The organism is Mycobacterium szulgai, from assembly GCF_002116635.1.
GTDB classification, from domain to species: domain Bacteria; phylum Actinomycetota; class Actinomycetes; order Mycobacteriales; family Mycobacteriaceae; genus Mycobacterium; species Mycobacterium szulgai.
In genome coordinates this window covers 63,415-82,263 of the sequence record NZ_LQPW01000167.1, presented here as the reverse complement: position 1 = coordinate 82,263, position 18,849 = coordinate 63,415, and the positions used below count along the sequence as shown (strand labels likewise).

At 65.2% G+C, this 18,849-nt stretch carries 15 protein-coding genes and 1 tRNA gene; 6 read left to right on the top strand and 10 right to left on the bottom strand.

The features are described 5' to 3' along the window. The first annotated feature begins 8 nt into the window (after positions 1-8). Positions 9-1,406, top strand: a complete 1,398-nt coding sequence (locus AWC27_RS26210) for a bifunctional lysylphosphatidylglycerol flippase/synthetase MprF (RefSeq protein ID WP_139837221.1) — start codon at positions 9-11, stop codon at positions 1,404-1,406. Here AWC27_RS26210 and cydC read toward each other — a convergent pair. The 6 genes from cydC to AWC27_RS26180 form a co-directional block, all read right to left on the bottom strand. Next, positions 1,381-3,003 (bottom strand): thiol reductant ABC exporter subunit CydC, encoded by a 1,623-nt coding sequence (gene cydC / locus AWC27_RS26205; RefSeq protein ID WP_372516800.1) that lies wholly within the window; start codon positions 3,001-3,003, stop codon positions 1,381-1,383. The genes AWC27_RS26210 and cydC overlap by 26 nt on opposite strands. Before the next feature lie 10 nt (positions 3,004-3,013). Further along, a complete protein-coding gene (gene cydD / locus AWC27_RS26200) occupies positions 3,014-4,627 on the bottom strand; it encodes a thiol reductant ABC exporter subunit CydD (RefSeq protein WP_139837234.1) in 1,614 nt (537 codons plus the stop codon). 62 nt (positions 4,628-4,689) lie between these two features. Then, positions 4,690-5,739: a cytochrome d ubiquinol oxidase subunit II gene (gene cydB / locus AWC27_RS26195; RefSeq protein WP_085673309.1), complete on the bottom strand. Its 1,050-nt coding sequence runs from the start codon at positions 5,737-5,739 to the stop codon at positions 4,690-4,692. Between the two features lie 20 nt (positions 5,740-5,759). Continuing rightward, on the bottom strand, positions 5,760-7,217 hold the full coding sequence (locus tag AWC27_RS26190) for a cytochrome ubiquinol oxidase subunit I (RefSeq protein ID WP_085673489.1): 1,458 nt from the start codon (positions 7,215-7,217) through the stop codon (positions 5,760-5,762). 72 nt (positions 7,218-7,289) lie between these two features. Next, entirely contained in the window at positions 7,290-7,880 is a 591-nt protein-coding gene (locus AWC27_RS26185; RefSeq protein ID WP_085673307.1) for an HdeD family acid-resistance protein, read from the bottom strand. Between the two features lie 28 nt (positions 7,881-7,908). Next, positions 7,909-9,249 carry an adenylate/guanylate cyclase domain-containing protein gene (locus tag AWC27_RS26180; RefSeq protein ID WP_085673305.1) on the bottom strand — a complete coding sequence of 447 codons (1,341 nt, stop codon included), beginning with the start codon at positions 9,247-9,249 and terminating at the stop codon, positions 7,909-7,911. A gap of 148 nt (positions 9,250-9,397) precedes the next feature. Between AWC27_RS26180 and AWC27_RS26175 the strand changes: the two genes are divergently transcribed. Next, complete coding sequence (locus AWC27_RS26175) at positions 9,398-10,000, top strand: hypothetical protein (protein ID WP_085673303.1); 603 nt, start codon at positions 9,398-9,400, stop codon at positions 9,998-10,000. A 49-nt stretch (positions 10,001-10,049) separates the two neighbouring features. On the opposite strand, the gene AWC27_RS26170 is transcribed toward AWC27_RS26175, so the two are convergent. Next, a tRNA-Leu gene (locus AWC27_RS26170) sits at positions 10,050-10,126 on the bottom strand. A 92-nt stretch (positions 10,127-10,218) separates the two neighbouring features. Between AWC27_RS26170 and AWC27_RS26165 the strand changes: the two genes are divergently transcribed. After that, the gene (locus AWC27_RS26165; RefSeq protein ID WP_085673487.1) at positions 10,219-10,839 is read left to right on the top strand and encodes an ANTAR domain-containing response regulator; all 621 of its coding nucleotides are present in this window, start codon (positions 10,219-10,221) and stop codon (positions 10,837-10,839) included. Positions 10,840-10,933: 94 nt separating this feature from the next. On the opposite strand, the gene AWC27_RS26160 is transcribed toward AWC27_RS26165, so the two are convergent. Together AWC27_RS26160 and AWC27_RS26155 are read right to left on the bottom strand one after the other, a co-directional pair. Continuing rightward, on the bottom strand, positions 10,934-12,133 hold the full coding sequence (locus AWC27_RS26160) for a lipid-transfer protein (protein ID WP_085673301.1): 1,200 nt from the start codon (positions 12,131-12,133) through the stop codon (positions 10,934-10,936). Beyond that, positions 12,130-12,570 (bottom strand): Zn-ribbon domain-containing OB-fold protein, encoded by a 441-nt coding sequence (locus AWC27_RS26155; RefSeq protein ID WP_085673299.1) that lies wholly within the window; start codon positions 12,568-12,570, stop codon positions 12,130-12,132. The genes AWC27_RS26160 and AWC27_RS26155 overlap by 4 nt, the downstream gene beginning before the upstream one ends. A gap of 148 nt (positions 12,571-12,718) precedes the next feature. Between AWC27_RS26155 and polA the strand changes: the two genes are divergently transcribed. From polA to coaE, 3 genes are all read left to right on the top strand, one after another. Then, positions 12,719-15,394, top strand: coding sequence for a DNA polymerase I (polA, locus tag AWC27_RS26150; protein WP_085673297.1), 2,676 nt, complete (start codon positions 12,719-12,721; stop codon positions 15,392-15,394). A gap of 106 nt (positions 15,395-15,500) precedes the next feature. Beyond that, on the top strand, positions 15,501-16,946 hold the full coding sequence (rpsA, locus tag AWC27_RS26145; RefSeq protein WP_085673295.1) for a 30S ribosomal protein S1: 1,446 nt from the start codon (positions 15,501-15,503) through the stop codon (positions 16,944-16,946). A gap of 12 nt (positions 16,947-16,958) precedes the next feature. Next, positions 16,959-18,173 carry a dephospho-CoA kinase gene (coaE, locus tag AWC27_RS26140; protein ID WP_085673294.1) on the top strand — a complete coding sequence of 405 codons (1,215 nt, stop codon included), beginning with the start codon at positions 16,959-16,961 and terminating at the stop codon, positions 18,171-18,173. Here coaE and AWC27_RS26135 read toward each other — a convergent pair. Then, positions 18,170-18,838: a TetR/AcrR family transcriptional regulator gene (locus AWC27_RS26135; protein ID WP_245847523.1), complete on the bottom strand. Its 669-nt coding sequence runs from the start codon at positions 18,836-18,838 to the stop codon at positions 18,170-18,172. The two genes, coaE and AWC27_RS26135, sit on opposite strands and share 4 nt — an antisense overlap. Positions 18,839-18,849 lie beyond the last annotated feature (11 nt).

The following is an 18,849-nucleotide window of genomic DNA, read 5'->3' as shown; positions in this document are numbered from 1 at the left end:
AGGTGAGTGTGAAAGAGTCGTCAGTCGACGTCCTCGCGAGGCTGCGCGCCCACCAGCGCGTTGTCGTGCACTTCGGCTCGGTGCGGGCGCGGTGGGTCGGTGCTTTGGCCGTCTTCTGCGCGGCATGCTGGCTGATCTCATTGCTGGCGCGAAACTACCGGCACGAGAACTGGCAGGCCGCTGGCCGGTTGGCTTGGTCGCTCACGGTGCTGGCCGCAGTGGCGTTGATCGCCCGCGGAATCTTCCTGGGCCGTCCGGTAACGGCGATGCACGCCGCGGCGGCGGCCGGCTTCCTGGTGGTGGGTCTGGGTGCCCATGTGCTGTCATTCGACTTGCTCGGTGACGTCTTGATCGCTGGTTCGGGCCTGGTGCTGATGTGGTCGACGGCAGCGCATCCACGGCAACAAGATCTGCTCCGGGTGTGGGCGTTGATCAGCGCGACTCAGGAAGACCCGTTGGCGCCCTTCGCCATGCAGACGGGCAAGTGTTACCACTTCAGCGCCGACGGATCGGCGACGCTTGCCTTCCGGACGCGGATGGGGTTCGCGGTAGTCAGCGGGGATCCCGTCGGCGATGAAACGCAATTCCGCGCGCTGGTGGCTGATTTCGCGGCGATGTGCCACACCCGCGGCTGGCGGATGGTTGTGATCGGCTGCAGCGAGCGGCGACTGGACCTGTGGACCGATCCTGCGGTAATCGGACAAGCGCTGCGGGCCATCCCGATTGGGCGAGACGTCGTCATCGACGTGTCCAGCTTCGAGATGGTGGGCCGCAGATTCCGCAATCTGCGTCAGGCCGTGCGGCGTACCCACAACGCCGGCATCACCACCGAGATCGTGGCCGAGCAGGCACTCGACGACGAGCAACGGGCCGAGCTGACCGAGGTGCTGGTGGCCTCACCAAAAGGGAGCCGCACCGATCGGGGCTTCTGCATGAATCTGGACGGCGTATTGGAGGGCCGATTCCCGGGAGTGCAGCTGATCATCGCCAGGGACGCATCGGGCAAGGTACAGGGCTTCGACCGCTTCACCACGGCCGGCGCCGGCAGTGACATCTCCCTTGATGTGCCGTGGCGGCGCCGCGGGGCACCCAACGGCCTCGACGAGCGTCTCACCATCGATATGATCGAAGCCACCAAAAATGCCGGGGGGCAACGGGTATCGCTGGCCTTCGCGGCGTTTCCGGAACTGTTCGAGGAAAGCCAGCGCAGCTGGCTGCACCGCGTGTTCTACCGGCTGATCCATGTGCTGGATCCGCTGATCGCGCTGGAGTCGTTGTACCGGTACCTGCGCAAGTTTCACGCGATGGACTGTCGCCGCTATGCATTGGTCACGCTGAGGCAGCTCGTTCCGTTGATGTTCGTGTTGCTGTCGCTGGAGTTCATGCCGCGCCGGCGACATCTGTGATCGCCAGCGTGGCGCAGCAAGTGTCGTCGGGCAGATGGTGCGTCGCCACCACAACGGTTCGTTGCGGCAGCAATGCGGAATCGGTGCTCAGTAGATCACTGAGCACCTGCTCGGCGTCAGCCGCGTCGAGGTGCTCGGTGGGTTCGTCAAGCAGCACGATTTTGGCGGGGGAGAGGATCGCTCGGGCCAGTAGCAACCGTCTGCGCTGACCGGCCGAGACCGCCTGTGCGCCACCAATCAATACTGTCGCCAGGCCGTCCGGGAGACCCGACAGCCACCCGTCGAGGCCGACCATCTGCAGGGCGGCCGTCAGTTCCTCGTCGGTGCAATCGCCGCGGGCAACCAGCAAGTTGTCTCGGACCGTGGTGGCGAAGATGTGCGCGTCTTCGGCGAAAAGCGTGACCCTGCTCCGTAATTCGGCCTCATCGAGGCGGCTCAGCTCAATTCCGTCCAAAAGCACCCGCCCGCTCACTGGCGTCAGCAGGCCCGCCAACGTCATCAGCAGTGACGTCTTGCCCGAACCGCTGGCGCCGGTGATGGCCAGCCGTGCCCCCGGTGCGAGGTTGACTGCCGCATGGATCGACTGCGCCGGAGTGTGACCGGACCGGATGTCGGCGGATAACCGGCCGAAGACAGCAGGTGAGGATAGCGGCGCAGTGGTTTCCTCGGGGTTGGCCGGGGCCAGGTCCAGCAGGCGATGTGCTGCGATTCGGGATCGCGTCATTTGGATAGCGGCCGCGGGCAGGGCGTTGGTCGCCTCGAATGCCGATAGTGGCAACAACATCAGGATTGCCAGCGTCGTCGGCGCGACGGTAGGTGCCATGGCGATTGCGGCCGCCACCGCGCCGAGCACGCTGACCCCGATCGCCGCCGTCGGCATGGCGTCGGCGACGGCGGCGGGTCGCGCGGCAACGTCGAGTGCCGCACCCCAGACGCGCTGGCGCCGTTGCGATTCGGCGATGACCCGCGACAGCGCGCCGGCGACGCGAAGTTCGGGCCCGTATTCGAGCGCGACGAGCGCGGACGTGTCACGCTCGGAATGATGCTGTCGGGCGAGCGTTTCCTGCGCCGCGGCGGCGCGGCCCGCCAGCCAAGGAGCAGTTACCCCGGCGATCACCAGGCAGATCGCGAGTATGCCGGCGGCCGGTATCGAGATGATTCCGACAACCACGGTTGCCGCAATCGCGAGCACCGCGGCGACCCCGATCGGCACTACGGCGCGCACCAACACATCGGCCAGGGTGTCGACGTCAGCGCCGATACGTGCCACCAGTTCACCGCTGTGCAGCCGAACAGTGGCCGAGGCCGGTCCGTGCGCCAGCCGCTCGTAGAGCCGCACCCGCGCGGTGCCCGCCGCGCGCAGCGCCGTGTCATGGGTGGCCAGTCGCTCGCAGTAGTGCAAGACGCCTCGCGAGATCGCGAACATGCGCACCGCCACTACCGCCACGGACAGGTCGAGGATCGGCGGCATCTGCCAGGCGCGGGTGATGAGCCATGCCGAAACACCGGCCAGCGCTAAGGCACTGCCCAACGACAGCACCCCGAGCGCGATGGCGACCAGGATCCGCGGCAGCCGGGGCCCCAGTAGCTCGATCACTGGGCCCGCATCACACCGGCGCATAGTCCACCCGGCTCTCTGCGGTGACGTCGACGACCCGGTCGCCGATTGCGACGACCCGTTCGCGGTGGCCGACGACCACCACGGTCGCACCGGCACGAGCGCGCTCGACGAGGGCCGCAAGGACGCGGTCCTCGGTGCGGGCGTCCAGGTGTGCGGTCGGTTCATCCAGCAGCAGCACAGCTTTGGACGAGCCAAGCGCCCTGGTCAGACCCAAGCGTTGCCGCTGGCCCAGGGAAAGCCCCACGCCGCCGCGGCCGAGCACGGTGTCCAGCCCATCGGGTAGCTCGGCCAGCACCGCATCGAATCCGGCTGTCGCACAAGCTCTTTCAAGGTCGTCAAGGGGGCCGAGCAGCAGCAGATTGTCGCGTACGGTTCCCGGGAGCAGCACTGGGCGCTGCGGGAGCCAGGACAATTGCCGCCACCAATCGGCCGGCATAAGTTCGCCCACTTCGATTCCGGCTACCGTGACCCGTCCGGCCGATGGCGGGGTGAGTCCCGCAATCACCTGCAGTGTGGTGCTCTTGCCGGCGCCGTTAGGTCCGGTCAGCACAGTTACCCGGCCCGGTTCGATTACCGCCGTCAGGTCATGCGGCGCGCGGCCATCCCGAGTCATGACGTCGAGGCCCGCCAGTCGAATCTCGGCGCCCCGGGCGGTGACGGTCCGCCCGTGAGGTATTTGCGGTTCCGGCTCGCCGATCAGTGCGAAGGCTTTGTCGGCAGCGGTTTTACCGTTCTGGGCCGCATGGAATTCCACGCCGACGCGGCGCAGCGGCCAGTACACATCGGGTGCGAGCAGCAGGACCGTCAAGCCGGCGGCCAGACTCATCTCGCCGAACAGCAAGCGCAGGCCGATGCTCACAGCGACGAGCGCCACGCCGAGCGTGGCCAGCAGTTCCAGCACCAGCGCCGACAGGAACGCGATCCGCAGCGTCGCCATCGTCGAGCGTCGATGTGCGGCATCCAGTTCGGCGATGCGCTGTTCTGGCCCGCAAGCCCGGCCCAGTGCACGCAAGGTTGGGATCCCGGCGATCAGATCGAGCAACCGTGCTTGCAGCGTGGTCATCGCCGCCAGCGCGGCCGCCGAGCGGTCAGCGGTGGCCATTCCGATCAACACCATGAAGATCGGTATCAGCGGCAGCGTGATCGCCACGATCGCCATCGATTTCATGTCGTAGACGGCGATCACCGCGACGGTGGCCGGCGTCAGGATCGCGGCCAGTAGCAACGTCGGGAGATAACCGGTGAAGTAGGGGCGCAGACCGTCCAGGCCGCGGGTGACCACGACCGTGGCGGCATCGCGTCGCGCGGCCAGCTCCGCGGGCGGCCGCGCGGTCACCGCGGCCAGCACCTGACCGCTGAGGTCGGCGATGATCGCGCTGGCTCCCCGTTCCCCCAAGCGCGCCTGTAACCAGTGTGTCAGTGTGCGGATTATCCACAGCGCCAAAAGGGTTGAAAGAGGTCCCACCCAGCATCGCAGGCAACGAGCCGAGGGGTCGGCCACCACCCGCGCGACGATACTCGCCAGCACGATCGCCGAGCCGATGGCGCAGCCAGAGATCACCACGCCGCAGCCCACCGCCGCGACCAGGTAGCGGCGCAGCGCTCCCGAGGCCCGCAGCAGGCGTGGATCCAGCGGCGCCCGCGTTGTGGGGGCCTTAGCGCTCAGGATGGACGCCTGGTCAGACCGATCGACGCCGGTATCCGCTCGGCCGAAATCCGTTGCCGGAAAATCCAATACGTCCATCCCTGGTACACCACAGTCAGCGGAGCGAAGATCGCGGTGACCCAGGTCATGATCTTGAGCGTGTACGGAGTCGACGAGGCGTTGTAAATCGTCACGCTCCATTGCTCGTTCAGCGTCGAGGGCACCAGGTCGGGGTACAGGGCACCGAACAGCAGCACCACGACGGCGGCCACGACCAGCAGCACGCACGCGAACGCCCAGCCGTCGGAGGCGCGTCGCCACACCAGCAGCACCGCCGCTAACTGTGCGACCACCGCCACTCCCAGGGCCGCCCACGTCCACTGCTTGCCGTACACGAGCTGCGTCCAAACCCCAAATCCGGCAACCAATCCCGTCACCGGCAGGGCAAGCCACAAGCCGATGCGGTATGCACTGTCCCGGATCGGGCCTGCGGTCTTCAAAGCCAGGAACGCCGCGCCGTAGAACAAGAACAGGCCCGTGGTCGCCAAACCGCCAAGCAGCGTGTAGACGTTGAGCACATCGGTGATGGACAGGTGAATGTGCCCGTTGGCGTCAACCGGAAGTCCGCGCACCAGAATCGCGAACGCCACGCCCCACAGCAAGGCAGGCAGCCAGGATCCGGCCGCGAGGCCGAAGTCGGCCCAGCCGCGCCACTTGGTGTCGTCGACCTTGCCGCGCCATTCGATGGACACCACGCGCAGGATCATGCCGAACAGGATGGCGAGCAGCGGCAGATACAGCGTGGAGAACACGGTGGCATACCACCCGGGAAAAGCGGCGAACATCGCTGCGCCACCGGTGATCAGCCAGACCTCATTGCCGTCCCAGACCGGGCCGATGGTGTTGAGCGCCGCGCGCCGGTTGGCTTCTCTATCGCCCTTGTCGCCCGAGCCGATGCGGGCGAGCGGCTCCATCAACATGCCGACGCCGAAGTCGAAGCCCTCGAGGATGAAGAAGCCGAGGAAAAGTACCCCGATAATGCCGAACCAAATTTGTTGAAGTCCCACTGGCCAGCTCCTATCTAGGGTCAGTAAGCGAACGACAGGGGAGCCACCTCGTCGTCGCTGGGTGCTTGGGGCGCAGCGGGTTCCGCATCGTGTTCCTGCGGGCCTTCGACGATGTAGCGCTTGAGTAGCCAGAACCAGACGACCGCGAGCACCCCGTAGATCAGCGTGAATGTCGCCAACGAGGTGACCACTATGGCGGGAGCGTGGTTTGACACACCTTGGGCCACGGTGAGTCGCAGCAGTTGATCGCCGGTGGGATTCGGTACGACAATCCAAGGCTGGCGGCCCATTTCGGTGAATACCCAGCCCGCGCTGTTGGCCAAAAACGGCGTTGGGATGGTGAGCAGCGCGAACCAGGCGAACCAGCGCTGATTCGGGACCCGGCCGCCGCGGGTTAGCCATAACGCCAGCAACGCGAACAGCACCGGAATCGCCAGCAGCCCGATCATGATGCGGAACGACCAGTAGGTGACGAACAAGTTGGGCCGGTAATCGTTGGGCCCGAACCGCTGTTGGTAGTCCTGCTGGATGTTGCGCACGCCTTGCAGTGTGACGCCGTCGGTCCGGCCTTCAGCCAGGAACGGCAGCACATAGGGGACCTCGATGACGCGGGTGAGGCTGTCACAGTTGTTCTGCCTGCCGACGGTCAGGATGGAGAAGTTCGGATCGGTCTGGGTGTCGCACAACGACTCCGCCGAAGCCATTTTCATCGGCTGTTGCCGGAACATCAGCTTGCCCTGATAGTCGCCGGTGAAGAACAGACCGGCGGTGGCGGCCAGCGCAACCCAGCATCCCAGGATGGTCGCCGGGCGATACATCGCGCGGGTGCCCGGGTCGACGGTTGAGGTACGGGAACGGACCAGCCACCAGGCGCTGACGGCGGCGACGAATGTTGCTGCGGTCAGCAACGCGCCGCTGACCGCGTGCAAGAACGCCCACTGCGCGGTGTTGTTGGTAAGCAGCGCGAAGATGCTGTTCAGTTCGGCGCGGCCGGTAGCCGGGTTGTAGTGCGCGCCAACCGGATGCTGCATGAAGGAGTTCGCCGCGATGATGAAGAACGCCGAGACGTTGACCCCGATCGCGACGATCCAGATACAGGCCAGATGCACCAGTTTGGGCAGCCTGCTCCAGCCGAAGATCCACAACCCGATGAAGGTGGACTCGAAGAAGAAGGCGGCCAGGCCTTCCATCGCCAGCGGGGCGCCGAACACGTCGCCGACGAACCGCGAGTACTCGCTCCAGTTCATCCCGAACTGAAATTCCTGCACGATTCCCGTCGCCACCCCGATGGCGAAGTTGATCAAGAACAACTTGCCGAAGAACTTGGTGAGGCGATACCAAGCGACGTTGTCGGTGACCACCCACGCCGTCTGCATCACCGCGAGCAGCGGTGCCAGCCCGATGGTGAGCGGCACGAAAATGAAGTGGTAGACGGTGGTGATACCGAACTGCCACCGCGATATGTCGACGACATTCATTGTCATCTCCCGATGCTGCGGCGGGTTAGAAAACAGCTACGACAAAGTGTAGTAGACGGGCTGGGGCCGACGCTACTGTTGCAGCGATCGCGATGCCTTGCGAATCCCGAACGCCGAGACGATTTCGAAGACGCCGATCACGACCAGCCAGATGCCGACCACGATCGCCAGTGTGATGATCGACGCGAACGGTGACGCCATGACGACGATGCCGGCGATCAAACTGATCAGGCCGACGAAAATCGACCAGCCTCGTCCTGGCAGCGTGGGATCGCTGATGGCCGACACCGTCGTCGCGACACCGCGGAAAATGAACCCGATGCCGATCCAGATGGCCAGCAACAGCACGGCATTACCGAAATGGCGGAACGCCAGCACGGCCAGGATCAGTGAGGCGGCCCCGCTGATGAACAGCAGGATCCGGCTGCCGGCCGAAACATGCAACGCGAACGCGAACGCGACCTGTGCGATACCGGTCAGCACCAGGTAGACCCCGAACGCGATGGCTGCGGCCAGCACCGATATTTGCGGCCAGGCCAGCACAAGGACGCCGAGGACCACTGATAGAACCCCGGAGACCAGCGTGGATTTCCACAGATGCGGTAGCAAACTTGGGACAGGGAGGGGTGCAGGGCTTGCTTGCATGGCACCAGTGTGACGCATGTGACGGTTCTGGTACAGGGGTTGAGGGTCAGACTCGTGCGGTGCGCTGATCCTCGGCCACCAGGTCCCCCGGCTCTTCGGACTGCTTGGGGGCTTTGCGGCCCACGAGATACCACGTCCGCATGGCGCCTTTGCCTTTGACGTCGATGACCCCGCGCTCTCGCAGCACGAACTCATCCTTCAGCCGCTGGTAGACGGCGTCGGGCACCTGAATCTGCCCCACCGAGTCGGTGGATTCCATCCGCGAGGCGACGTTGACCGCGTCGCCCCACACGTCGTAGAAGAACCGGCGAGAACCCACCACACCCGCGACCACCGGGCCGGTGGCCAAGCCGACCCGCAGCGGCACGGATCGTCCGTGCGGGTCCTTCAGCCCGGCGGCGACGGCGGCCATGTCGAGGGCGAAATCGGCAAGCGCTTCGACGTGGTCGGGCCGGGGCCGGGGAACACCGCTGACGACCATGTAGGAGTCGCCGCTGACCTTGATTTTTTCCAGCTGATGCTTGTCCACGAGGGCGTCGAAAGCGCCGTACAGGCGGTCCAGGAAGCGCACCAGATCGGCCGGCGCGGTGCTGCTGGCGCGCTCGGTGAAGCCGACGATGTCGGCGAACAGTACCGAGGCCTCGTCGTACTTGTCGGCGATGACATTGCGCTCGGGCTCTTTGAGCCGCTCGGCGATGCTGGCCGGCAACATGTTGGCCAGCAGGGCCTCCGAGCGCTCGTGTTCGGCCTCCATGGCCGCTTCGGCGCGTGCCGTATCGCGCAGCGCGAACCAGACGGTCACGACCACCACCACGCACGCGGACACGGTGGTGATGACGAAGCCCATCGACTGGGCCCAGGCCGGCTGCAGTCCGGTGTCGCGCGGAATCAGGAACTCCGATGCGATGACCAGGCCCGCTGCGGTCGCGGCCAGGACGCTGGCGAGCACGATGTGCTCAACGCCCAGCACCAGCACGACCAGGCAGGTGCCGACGATGAAAAACAGCTGGGCGCCTGATCCGGTTCCGACTTCCCAGGCACTGGCGAACACCGTCACGTAGGCAGCCGCGATGAAGGTCAGGGGAGCCACCAATTCTCCGAAGCGGTGCAGCATCGGGATGCTCGCGAAGATCAGCCCGGCCGCGAGGTTGATCGAAATGACCTGCCAGAGCCACGAGCCCATCAGCAATTGCACCGCCACGAAGCTGGTCGTGACGACAACCGACATCCAGGCGGCGATGTTGAGTATCCGGGCCCGGCGTGCAGCAGTGGCTGCGTAGTGCTGGTTAGGAGCGCCGGCATGAGCGCGAGCAGCCGCCACGCAGTCCGGACGCTGCTGCGACCCATCGGCTCCTGTTAGTGGGGCGCCACATTTCTTAGCCACCACGAATCACAGCGTAACCTTTGAGCTCGACGTTTACCGGACGTCTTCGGGCGCCTTGCGTATTTGACGCGTAAACCGGGCGCGAATAGCTTGAGCAAACCTCGGTGCGTTACCGGGGACGGGCATATGATGCGTTCCTGCCAACCGGTCGGTGGAGAGCCGGCTGAGTGTTCTGAACTGGTATTACGTCGCGGTGCCGACCGATCGCAAGGTTTCAGATGTCATTTGTGAGCGCAGCATCGCAGGCGATGGTGGCCGCCGCGGGCAACTTATCCGGCGTCGGCGACGGGATCAGGGTGGCGGGAAAGCCCAGGTCTCCATCATCACGGACAACACCAACAACAACTCTGCCTACGCCTCAGGTCCCGGCAGCAATGCCAAAGCCCTGTTTGGCGCCAACAACGTTGCCTTCGTCGCGGGCTCCGGCACGGTTCAAAGCAGCTTCGGCAACAACAATATTGGCTTCGCCCTGGGTACTCAGAACACTGTTCAGACGGGCGGCATAGGCGACCACAACGTCGCGTTCATCCTGGGGTCCGGTGGTAGCGCCTCGGCTGTTTCTGGCAACCAAAATGTTGCCATCGTCTTGGACTCCACGCCCACGTTCTTCGGCACCGTTTTGGCCGACGCCGGTTACGGCAACAACGACCTCGTAGTCGGTATCCGCTTCATCGGTGGCACCATGGCGCAGGCTACGGGCGCCAGCAACCTGACCGACATCGCGCTCGGCCCGTTCCACTTCAGAAGGCCGTAGAAAAGCCGTAGAACACGTCGCTGACCTGCCACGATCGAGGTCAGGTAACTGGTGCCCTCGGTGAGATTCGAACTCACACTGTACGGGTTTTGAATCCGTTTCCTCTGCCAGTTGGGATACGAGGGCTGGCGTACGGCTTTCTACCTTAAGGCAGTGTCGTCCCGACTCACCGCCCCCCAAGCTTCCGAGTCTGAACGGTCCACGACACAATGTCCGTCATGACCGGCCCCAACAACGACGCCGAAGCCGCTCCGCCGCGCCGGGTCCTGATCGCGGAAGACGAAGCGCTCATCCGGATGGACCTCGCTGAAATGCTGCGAGAGGAGGGGTACGACATCGTCGGGGAAGCCGGCGACGGCCAGGAAGCCGTCGAGCTGGCTGAGCGGCATAAGCCGGATCTGGTGATCATGGATGTCAAGATGCCGCGCCGCGACGGGATCGACGCCGCGTCGGAGATCGCGAGCAAGCGCATTGCGCCGATCGTGGTGCTGACCGCCTTCAGTCAGCGCGATCTGGTCGAGCGCGCCCGCGATGCGGGGGCTATGGCTTACTTGGTCAAACCTTTCACGATCAGCGATCTGATCCCGGCCATCGAATTGGCGGTCTCCCGGTTCGGTGAGATCGCGGCGCTGGAACGGGAAGTGGCCACGCTGTCGGACCGGCTGGAAACCCGAAAGCTCGTCGAACGTGCCAAAGGCCTGCTGCAGGCCAAGCAGGGCATGTCCGAGCCGGAGGCATTCAAGTGGATTCAGCGGGCCGCGATGGACCGGCGTACCACCATGAAGCGGGTAGCCGAAGTGGTGCTGGAAACGCTCGGCGACGCACCCAAGGACGCCTAACTGCCATTGAGTGTGCACTCGTGGCGTCGACCGTGAGCTGACGGCGGCGACGCGCCGGGCGGGGGCGCCGTAGTTTCACCCCCGAATAGGGGGGCTAGCGGGCCACGATCACTGAGGAGCCGTGGCCGAACAGGCCCTGGTTGGCGGTGATACCCACCTTCGCGTTGTCCACTTGGCGGCCGGTGGCCTGCCCGCGCAGCTGCCAGGTGAGTTCGCAGACCTGGGCGATCGCCTGGGCGGGAATGGCTTCGCCGAAGCACGCGAGCCCGCCCGAAGCGTTGACCGGGACCTTGCCGCCGATGGTGGTGGCTCCGCTGCGCAGCAGCGTCTCAGCTTCGCCCCGGGCGCACAGGTTCAGGTGCTCATACCAGTCCAGTTCCAGCGCGGTGGACAGGTCGTAGACCTCGGCCAAGCTGAGGTCTTCGGGTCCGATACCGGCCTCGGCGTAGGCGGCATCGAGGATCTGATCCTTGAACACCCGACCCGGCGCCGGCACCACCGCGGTGGAATCAGTTGCGATATCGGGCAATTCGGGCAGATGCTGAGGGTATTGCGGAGTCACGGTGCTGATGGCCCGCACGGACGGCACGCCGTCCACCGAGCCGAGGTGCTTCTGGGCGAAGGACTTACTCGCCACGATCAGTGCGGCCGCACCGTCGGAGGTGGCGCAAATGTCAAGCAGCCGAAGCGGATCCGAGACCACCGGACTGGCCAGCACGTCGTCGATCGAGTTCTCCTTGCGGTAGCGGGCATTCGGGTTGTTCAGCCCGTGCTTGGAGTTCTTCACCTTCACCTGAGCGAAGTCCTCGAGTGTGGCGCCGTAGAGGTCCATGCGCCGGCGGGCCAGCAGCGCGAAGTACACCGTGTTCGTAGCGCCGATCAGGTGGAAGCGCTGCCAGTCCGGGTCGTTCTTGCGCTCGCCGCCGACCGGAGCGAAAAACCCCTTCGGGGTGGTGTCGGCGCCGATGACCAGCGCCACGTCGCAGAAGCCGGCCAGAATCTGGGCGCGCGCGCTCTGTAGCGCCTGGGATCCGCTGGCGCAGGCGGCGTAGCTCGAGCTCACGGGTACGCCGTTCCAGCCGAGCTTCTGGGCGAACGTGGCGCCGGCGACAAAGCCCGGGTAGCCATTGCGGATGGTGTCGGCGCCGGCCACCAGCTGGATCTGACGCCAGTCCAGGCCTGATTCGGCCAGGGCGGCCCGCGCGGCCACCACGCCGTACTCGGTGAAGTCGCGACCCCACTTGCCCCACGGGTGCATGCCGGCGCCGAGGATGTAAACGGGTTCCGGGGTCATGGGATCCTCCACCCGTAGACGATGCGCTGCACGCCGTCGTCGTCGGTGAACAGCGGCATGGTCGTCAGCTCCATCTCTATGCCGACCTTCAGATCGGCTGCCAAGGTCCCCTCGACCACCTTGCCCAGCACGATCAGCCCCTCCTTGGCCAGCTCCACGGCGGCGACAGCGAAGGGCTCGAAGGGATCAGGGGAGGGGTACGGCGGCGGCGGTGCATAGCGGTTCTCGGTGTAACTCCACAGCTTGCCGCGGCGCGACAATGCGACGGCCTCTAGTTCGTCGCCGTCACAGGCCGGGTTGGGACAGTTGTTTTCTCGGGGCGGGAAGACGTACGTGCCGCACTGCGGACATTTACTGCCGATCAGATGCGGGTTTCCGGCGTCATCGGTGGCGAACCATCCGTCGATCGCGGGTTCTTGGCTGGTGACCTCTGGCACTCGGCCAGACTACCCAGCGCGAGCACAAAACTGAAACGTGTTCCAGTTCTGCCAGGCTCCGGCTGCGTCAGACCGGGTGCCTAGAGTGTGAGCCGTGAATGCTCCGTCTGTTGAGGCCACCAGCTCGGATCAAGCCAAACCCACCCTGATGCTGCTGGACGGCAATTCGCTGGCCTTCCGTGCGTTCTACGCACTGCCGGCGGAGAATTTCAAGACCCGCGGCGGGCTCACCACCAACGCGGTCTATGGCTTTACCGCCATGCTGATCAATCTGCTGCGCGACGAGGGTCCCACCCATATCGCGGCGGCGTTCGACGTGTCGCGGCAGACGTTTCGCTCCGAGCGCTACCCGGAGTACAAGGCCAACCGATCGTCGACTCCCGACGAATTCCACGGCCAGATCGACATCACCAAGGAAGTCCTTGGCGCGCTTGGCATTACCGTGCTTTCCGAGCCGGGCTTCGAGGCCGACGACCTCATCGCGACGCTGGCGACTCAGGCCCAGAACGAGGGTTACCGGGTGCTGGTGGTTACCGGTGACCGCGACTCGCTGCAACTCGTCAGCGACGACGTGACGGTGCTGTACCCGATCAAAGGCGTCAGTGAACTCACCCGTTTCACGCCCGAGGCGGTCGTCGAGAAGTACGGCCTGACGCCAACGCAATACCCCGACTTTGCGGCGCTGCGTGGCGACCCGAGCGACAACCTGCCCGGCATTCCGGGAGTGGGGGAGAAGACCGCCTCGAAGTGGATCATCGAGTACGGCTCGCTGCAGTCGCTGGTCGACAACGTCGACTCGGTGCGCGGCAAGGTCGGCGATGCGTTGCGGGCGCATCTGGCCAATGTGGTGCGCAACCGGGAGCTCACCGAACTTGTTCGTGATGTGCCCTTGGCGCAGACGCCGGACACGCTGCGGCTGCTGCCCTGGGACCGCGACCAGATCCACCGGCTCTTCGACGACCTGGAGTTCCGGGTGCTGCGAGACCGGTTGTTCGACACATTGGCCGCCGTCGAGCCCGAGGTCGACGAGGGGTTCGACGTGCGCGGCGGCGCACTGGAACCGGGGACCGTGGGGCAGTGGCTGGCCGAGCACGCCGCGGACGGGCGCCGGTCAGGCCTGACCGTGGTCGGCACTCACCTGCCGCACGGCGGGGACGCCACGGCGCTGGCCATCGCGGCCGCTGACGGAGAAGGCGCCTACCTCGACACCGCCACGTTGACTCCAGACGACGACGCCGCGCTGGCCGCCTGGCTCGCCGATCCCGCCAAACCCAAGGCATTACACGAGGCGAAACTGGCCATCCACGACCTGGCGGGCCGCGGCTGGACCCTCAATGGCGTCACCTCCGACACCGCACTGGCGGCCTACCTGGTTCGTCCGGGTCAGCGCAGCTTCACCCTCGACGACCTGTCACTGCGCTACCTGCGTCGCGAGCTGCGGGCGGAAACGCCTGAACAGCAACAGCTTTCGCTACTCGACGACCTGGACGAGTCGGATGGAGTGGACGTGCAAGCCGTCCAAACCGCAATTCTGCGGGCCCGGGCCGTCATCGATCTCGCGGACGCGCTGGACACCGAACTGGCCCGCATCGACTCCACCGCATTGCTGGGTGACATGGAGCTGCCGGTGCAGCAGGTGTTGGCCGAGATGGAACACGTCGGCATCGCCGTCGACCTGAAGATGCTGACCGAGTTGCAAAGTCAGTTCGGTGACCAGATTCGCGACGCCGCCGAGGCCGCCTACGCGGTGGTCGGCAAGCAGATCAACCTGGGCTCGCCCAAACAGCTGCAAGTCGTGTTGTTCGACGAGCTGGGCATGCCCAAGACGAAGCGGACCAAGACCGGCTACACCACGGATGCGGACGCCCTGCAGTCGCTCTTCGACAAGACCGGGCATCCATTTCTCCAGCACCTGCTGGCCCACCGCGACGTCACCCGGTTGAAGGTCACCGTGGACGGGCTGCTGAATTCGGTGGCGGCCGACGGCCGGATACACACCACGTTCAACCAGACCATCGCGGCCACCGGCCGACTCTCCTCGACCGAACCCAATCTGCAGAACATCCCGATCCGCACCGATGCGGGTCGGCAGATCCGCGACGCATTCGTGGTGGGCACCGGGACCTACGCGGAGCTGATGACCGCCGATTACAGCCAGATCGAAATGCGGATCATGGCGCACTTGTCGCGCGACGAAGGCCTCATCGAGGCGTTCAACACCGGAGAGGACCTGCACTCGTTCGTTGCATCCCGGGCCTTCGGCGTGCCGATAGAAGAGGTGACCGCGGAGTTGCGGCGCCGGGTCAAAGCCATGTCGTACGGATTGGCATACGGGTTGAGCGCCTACGGCCTATCGGCTCAGCTGAAGATCTCCACCGAAGAAGCCAAGGAACAGATGGACCAGTACTTCGCTCGATTCGGCGGAGTGCGTGACTATTTGATGAACATCGTCGAGCAAGCCCGCAAGGACGGCTACACCTCGACCGTGCTGGGCCGTCGGCGTTATCTCCCGGAGCTGGACAGCAGCAATCGGCAGGTGCGCGAGGCGGCCGAGCGCGCGGCGCTCAATGCGCCGATCCAGGGCAGCGCGGCCGACATCATCAAGGTGGCCATGATCGAAGTCGACAGGGCGCTCAAGGAGGCTGGGCTGGCGTCGCGGATGTTGCTGCAGGTACATGACGAATTACTGCTCGAAATCGCACCCGGAGAACGAGACCGGGTCGAGGCGCTGGTGCGCGAGAAAATGGGCGGCGCCTACCCTCTTGATGTCCCGCTGGAGGTGTCGGTCGGCTACGGCCGCAGCTGGGATGCGGCGGCCCATTAGCGGTCGCGGGTGACCAGTTTGTCCAGCGTGTGCCCCGTCGAGTAGCCTCGACAGGTAAACCCCAATTTGTCCCTACGATGAACCCTGTCCGGAGCAACCCAACAACATGCCGAGTCCCACCGTCACCTCGCCCCAAGTAGCCGTCAACGACATAGGCTCCAGCGAGGACTTTCTCGCCGCAATAGACAAAACGATCAAGTACTTCAACGATGGCGACATCGTCGAAGGCACCATCGTCAAAGTGGACCGGGACGAGGTGCTCCTCGACATCGGTTACAAGACCGAAGGGGTCATCCCCGCCCGCGAGCTCTCGATCAAACACGACGTCGACCCCAATGAGGTCGTTTCCGTGGGCGACGAGGTCGAGGCCCTCGTCCTCACCAAAGAGGACAAAGAGGGCCGGCTCATCCTCTCCAAGAAGCGCGCGCAGTACGAGCGCGCGTGGGGCACCATCGAGGCGCTCAAGGAGAAGGACGAGGCAGTCAAGGGCACCGTCATCGAGGTGGTCAAGGGTGGCCTGATCCTCGACATCGGCCTGCGCGGCTTCCTGCCCGCCTCGCTGGTCGAGATGCGCCGGGTGCGCGATCTGCAGCCGTACATCGGCAAGGAGATCGAGGCCAAGATCATCGAGCTGGACAAGAACCGCAACAACGTGGTGCTGTCGCGGCGCGCCTGGCTGGAGCAGACCCAGTCCGAGGTGCGCAGCGAATTCCTCAACCAGCTGCAGAAGGGCACCATCCGCAAGGGTGTGGTCTCCTCGATCGTCAACTTCGGCGCATTCGTCGATCTCGGCGGGGTGGACGGTCTGGTGCACGTGTCCGAGCTGTCCTGGAAGCACATCGACCACCCGTCCGAGGTGGTTCAGGTGGGCGACGAGGTCACCGTCGAGGTGCTTGACGTCGACATGGACCGCGAGCGGGTTTCGTTGTCGCTGAAGGCGACTCAGGAAGACCCGTGGCGTCACTTCGCCCGCACCCACGCCATCGGCCAGATCGTGCCCGGAAAGGTCACCAAGCTGGTTCCGTTCGGCGCGTTCGTCCGCGTCGAGGAGGGCATCGAGGGCCTGGTGCACATCTCCGAGCTGGCCGAGCGCCACGTCGAGGTGCCCGACCAGGTGGTTGCCGTCGGCGACGACGCGATGGTCAAGGTCATCGACATCGACCTGGAGCGCCGCCGAATCTCGTTGTCACTCAAGCAGGCCAACGAGGACTACACCGAGGAATTCGACCCGGCGAAGTACGGCATGGCCGACAGCTACGACGAGCAGGGCAACTACATTTTCCCCGAGGGCTTCGACGCCGAGACCAACGAATGGCTCGAGGGTTTCGACACCCAGCGCAACGAGTGGGAAGCCCGCTACGCCGAGGCCGAGCGCCGGCACAAGATGCACACCACGCAGATGGAGAAGTTCGCCGCCGCCGAGGCCGAGGCGCACGCCGCCGGGGAGCAAACCCAATCCAGCAGTGGGTCGTCGGAGAAGGCCGCCGGTGGGTCGCTGGCCAGCGACGCGCAATTGGCCGCGCTGCGGGAAAAGCTCGCCGGCAACGCCTAATACTGTCAGCGGATGCTGCGCATCGGGTTGACCGGTGGAATCGGCGCCGGGAAATCGGCGCTGTCCAAGGCGTTTTCGGACTGCGGCGGAATCATCGTCGACGGGGATGTCATCGCCCGCGAAGTGGTCGAACCGGGCACCGAGGGGCTGGCCTCGCTGGTCGACGCCTTTGGTCGCGACATTCTGCTGCCGGACGGAGCGCTGGATCGGCCGGCGTTGGCCGCCAAGGCTTTTCGGGATGACGAGGAGCGTAAGAAGCTCAACGGAATCGTGCACCCGTTGGTGGCCCGCCGGCGTGCGGAGATGATCGCGGCGGTCTCTGAAGATGCCGTTGTAGTGGAAGATATTCCGCTACTGGTGGAATCCGGTATGGCGCCGCTGTTCCCACTGGTGGTCATCGTCCACGCCGACGTCGAGTTGCGGGTGAAGCGGCTGGTCGAACTGCGTGGCATGGCCGAAGACGACGCCCGGGCCAGGATCGCCGCCCAAGCCAACGATGAGCAGCGGCGCGCGGTCGCCGACGTCTGGCTGGACAATTCCGGTGAGCCAGGCGACTTGGTAGCCAAGGCGCACGACGTGTGGCACAACCGCATACTTCCGTTTGCGCACAACCTGACTGAGCGTCAGATCGCCCGCGCGCCGGCGCGACTGGTTCCGGCCGACCCGAGTTGGCCGGATCAGGCGCAGCGCATCATCAACCGCCTGAAGACGGCGTGCGGACACCGGGCGTTGCGTGTCGACCACATCGGCTCAACCGCCGTCCCTGATTACGACGCTAAGGATGTCATCGACATCCAAATCACCGTTGAATCGCTCGACGTGGCAGACGAACTCGTCGAACCGTTGCTCGCCGCCGGCTACCCGCGCCTGGAGCACATCACCCAGGACGCGCCCAAGGCTGATGCGCGCAGCACCGTCGACCGCTATGACCACAGTGCCGATTCGGCATTTTGGCACAAGCGCATTCACGCATCCGCCGATCCCGGCCGGCCGACCAACGTGCACATCCGGGTGGATGGCCGGCCCAACCAGCAGTTCGCCCTGCTGTTCGTCGACTGGCTGAAAGCCAACCCTGACGTACGCGCCGACTACCTCGACGTCAAACGGAAAGCCGATGCCGGCGGCGGCGGGGACATACTGCGCTATGTGACCGCGAAGGAACCGTGGTTTCTCGACGCATACCGGCGGGCCTGGGAATGGGCCGACACCACCGGCTGGAAGCCCTAGCTGTCGGCTGCCCTGGCCTGGCGCAGGTATCCGGTGAGCAAGGCGACGATTTCGTCCTCGACTTGTTGCAAGTCGACGTCAGCCTCCGACGTGACGAGCCGGTGCACCAGCGAATCGATGGTCGCGACGACGACGTGAGCGTTCAGCCGGCCAGCGCGCGCCTCAGGGTGCTGCTCGAGCAGCTGAACAGTCGCATCCACACTGAACCGCTCCAATTCATGCATTCGCGCCAAAAACGCCGGCGCCCGCGGCGCTTCTTCGAACAGCACGCGATGTAGGCGTGGATTGTCGCGGTGGTTGTCGATGGTCGCGCGCACGAACAACCGCAAGGCAGCGTCGAGTTGCGGCGGCAGACCGGTCGACAGGCGCTCGCCCAGCAACCGTGCCCCGGCGTCGACGTGGGCGTCCATCAGCGCGCGCAGCACGGCGTCCTTATTCGGAAAGTATTGGTACAGCGAGCCGATCGACACTCCGGCACGCTCGGCGATTCGGTTGGTGGTACCCGCGGCATAGCCGTGCTCGGCGAAAATGTGAGCCGCCGCGTCCAGGATGCGCTGTCTGGTCTCGGCAGCCCGCTCCTGTTTGGGCTGCTTGCGCTGCCGAAATCGATCTGTGGGTGCGATGGCGGACCTCCCGGGCGAAAGCGAGTAGTCATTCGGCGTCAAGTTCAGCAGAA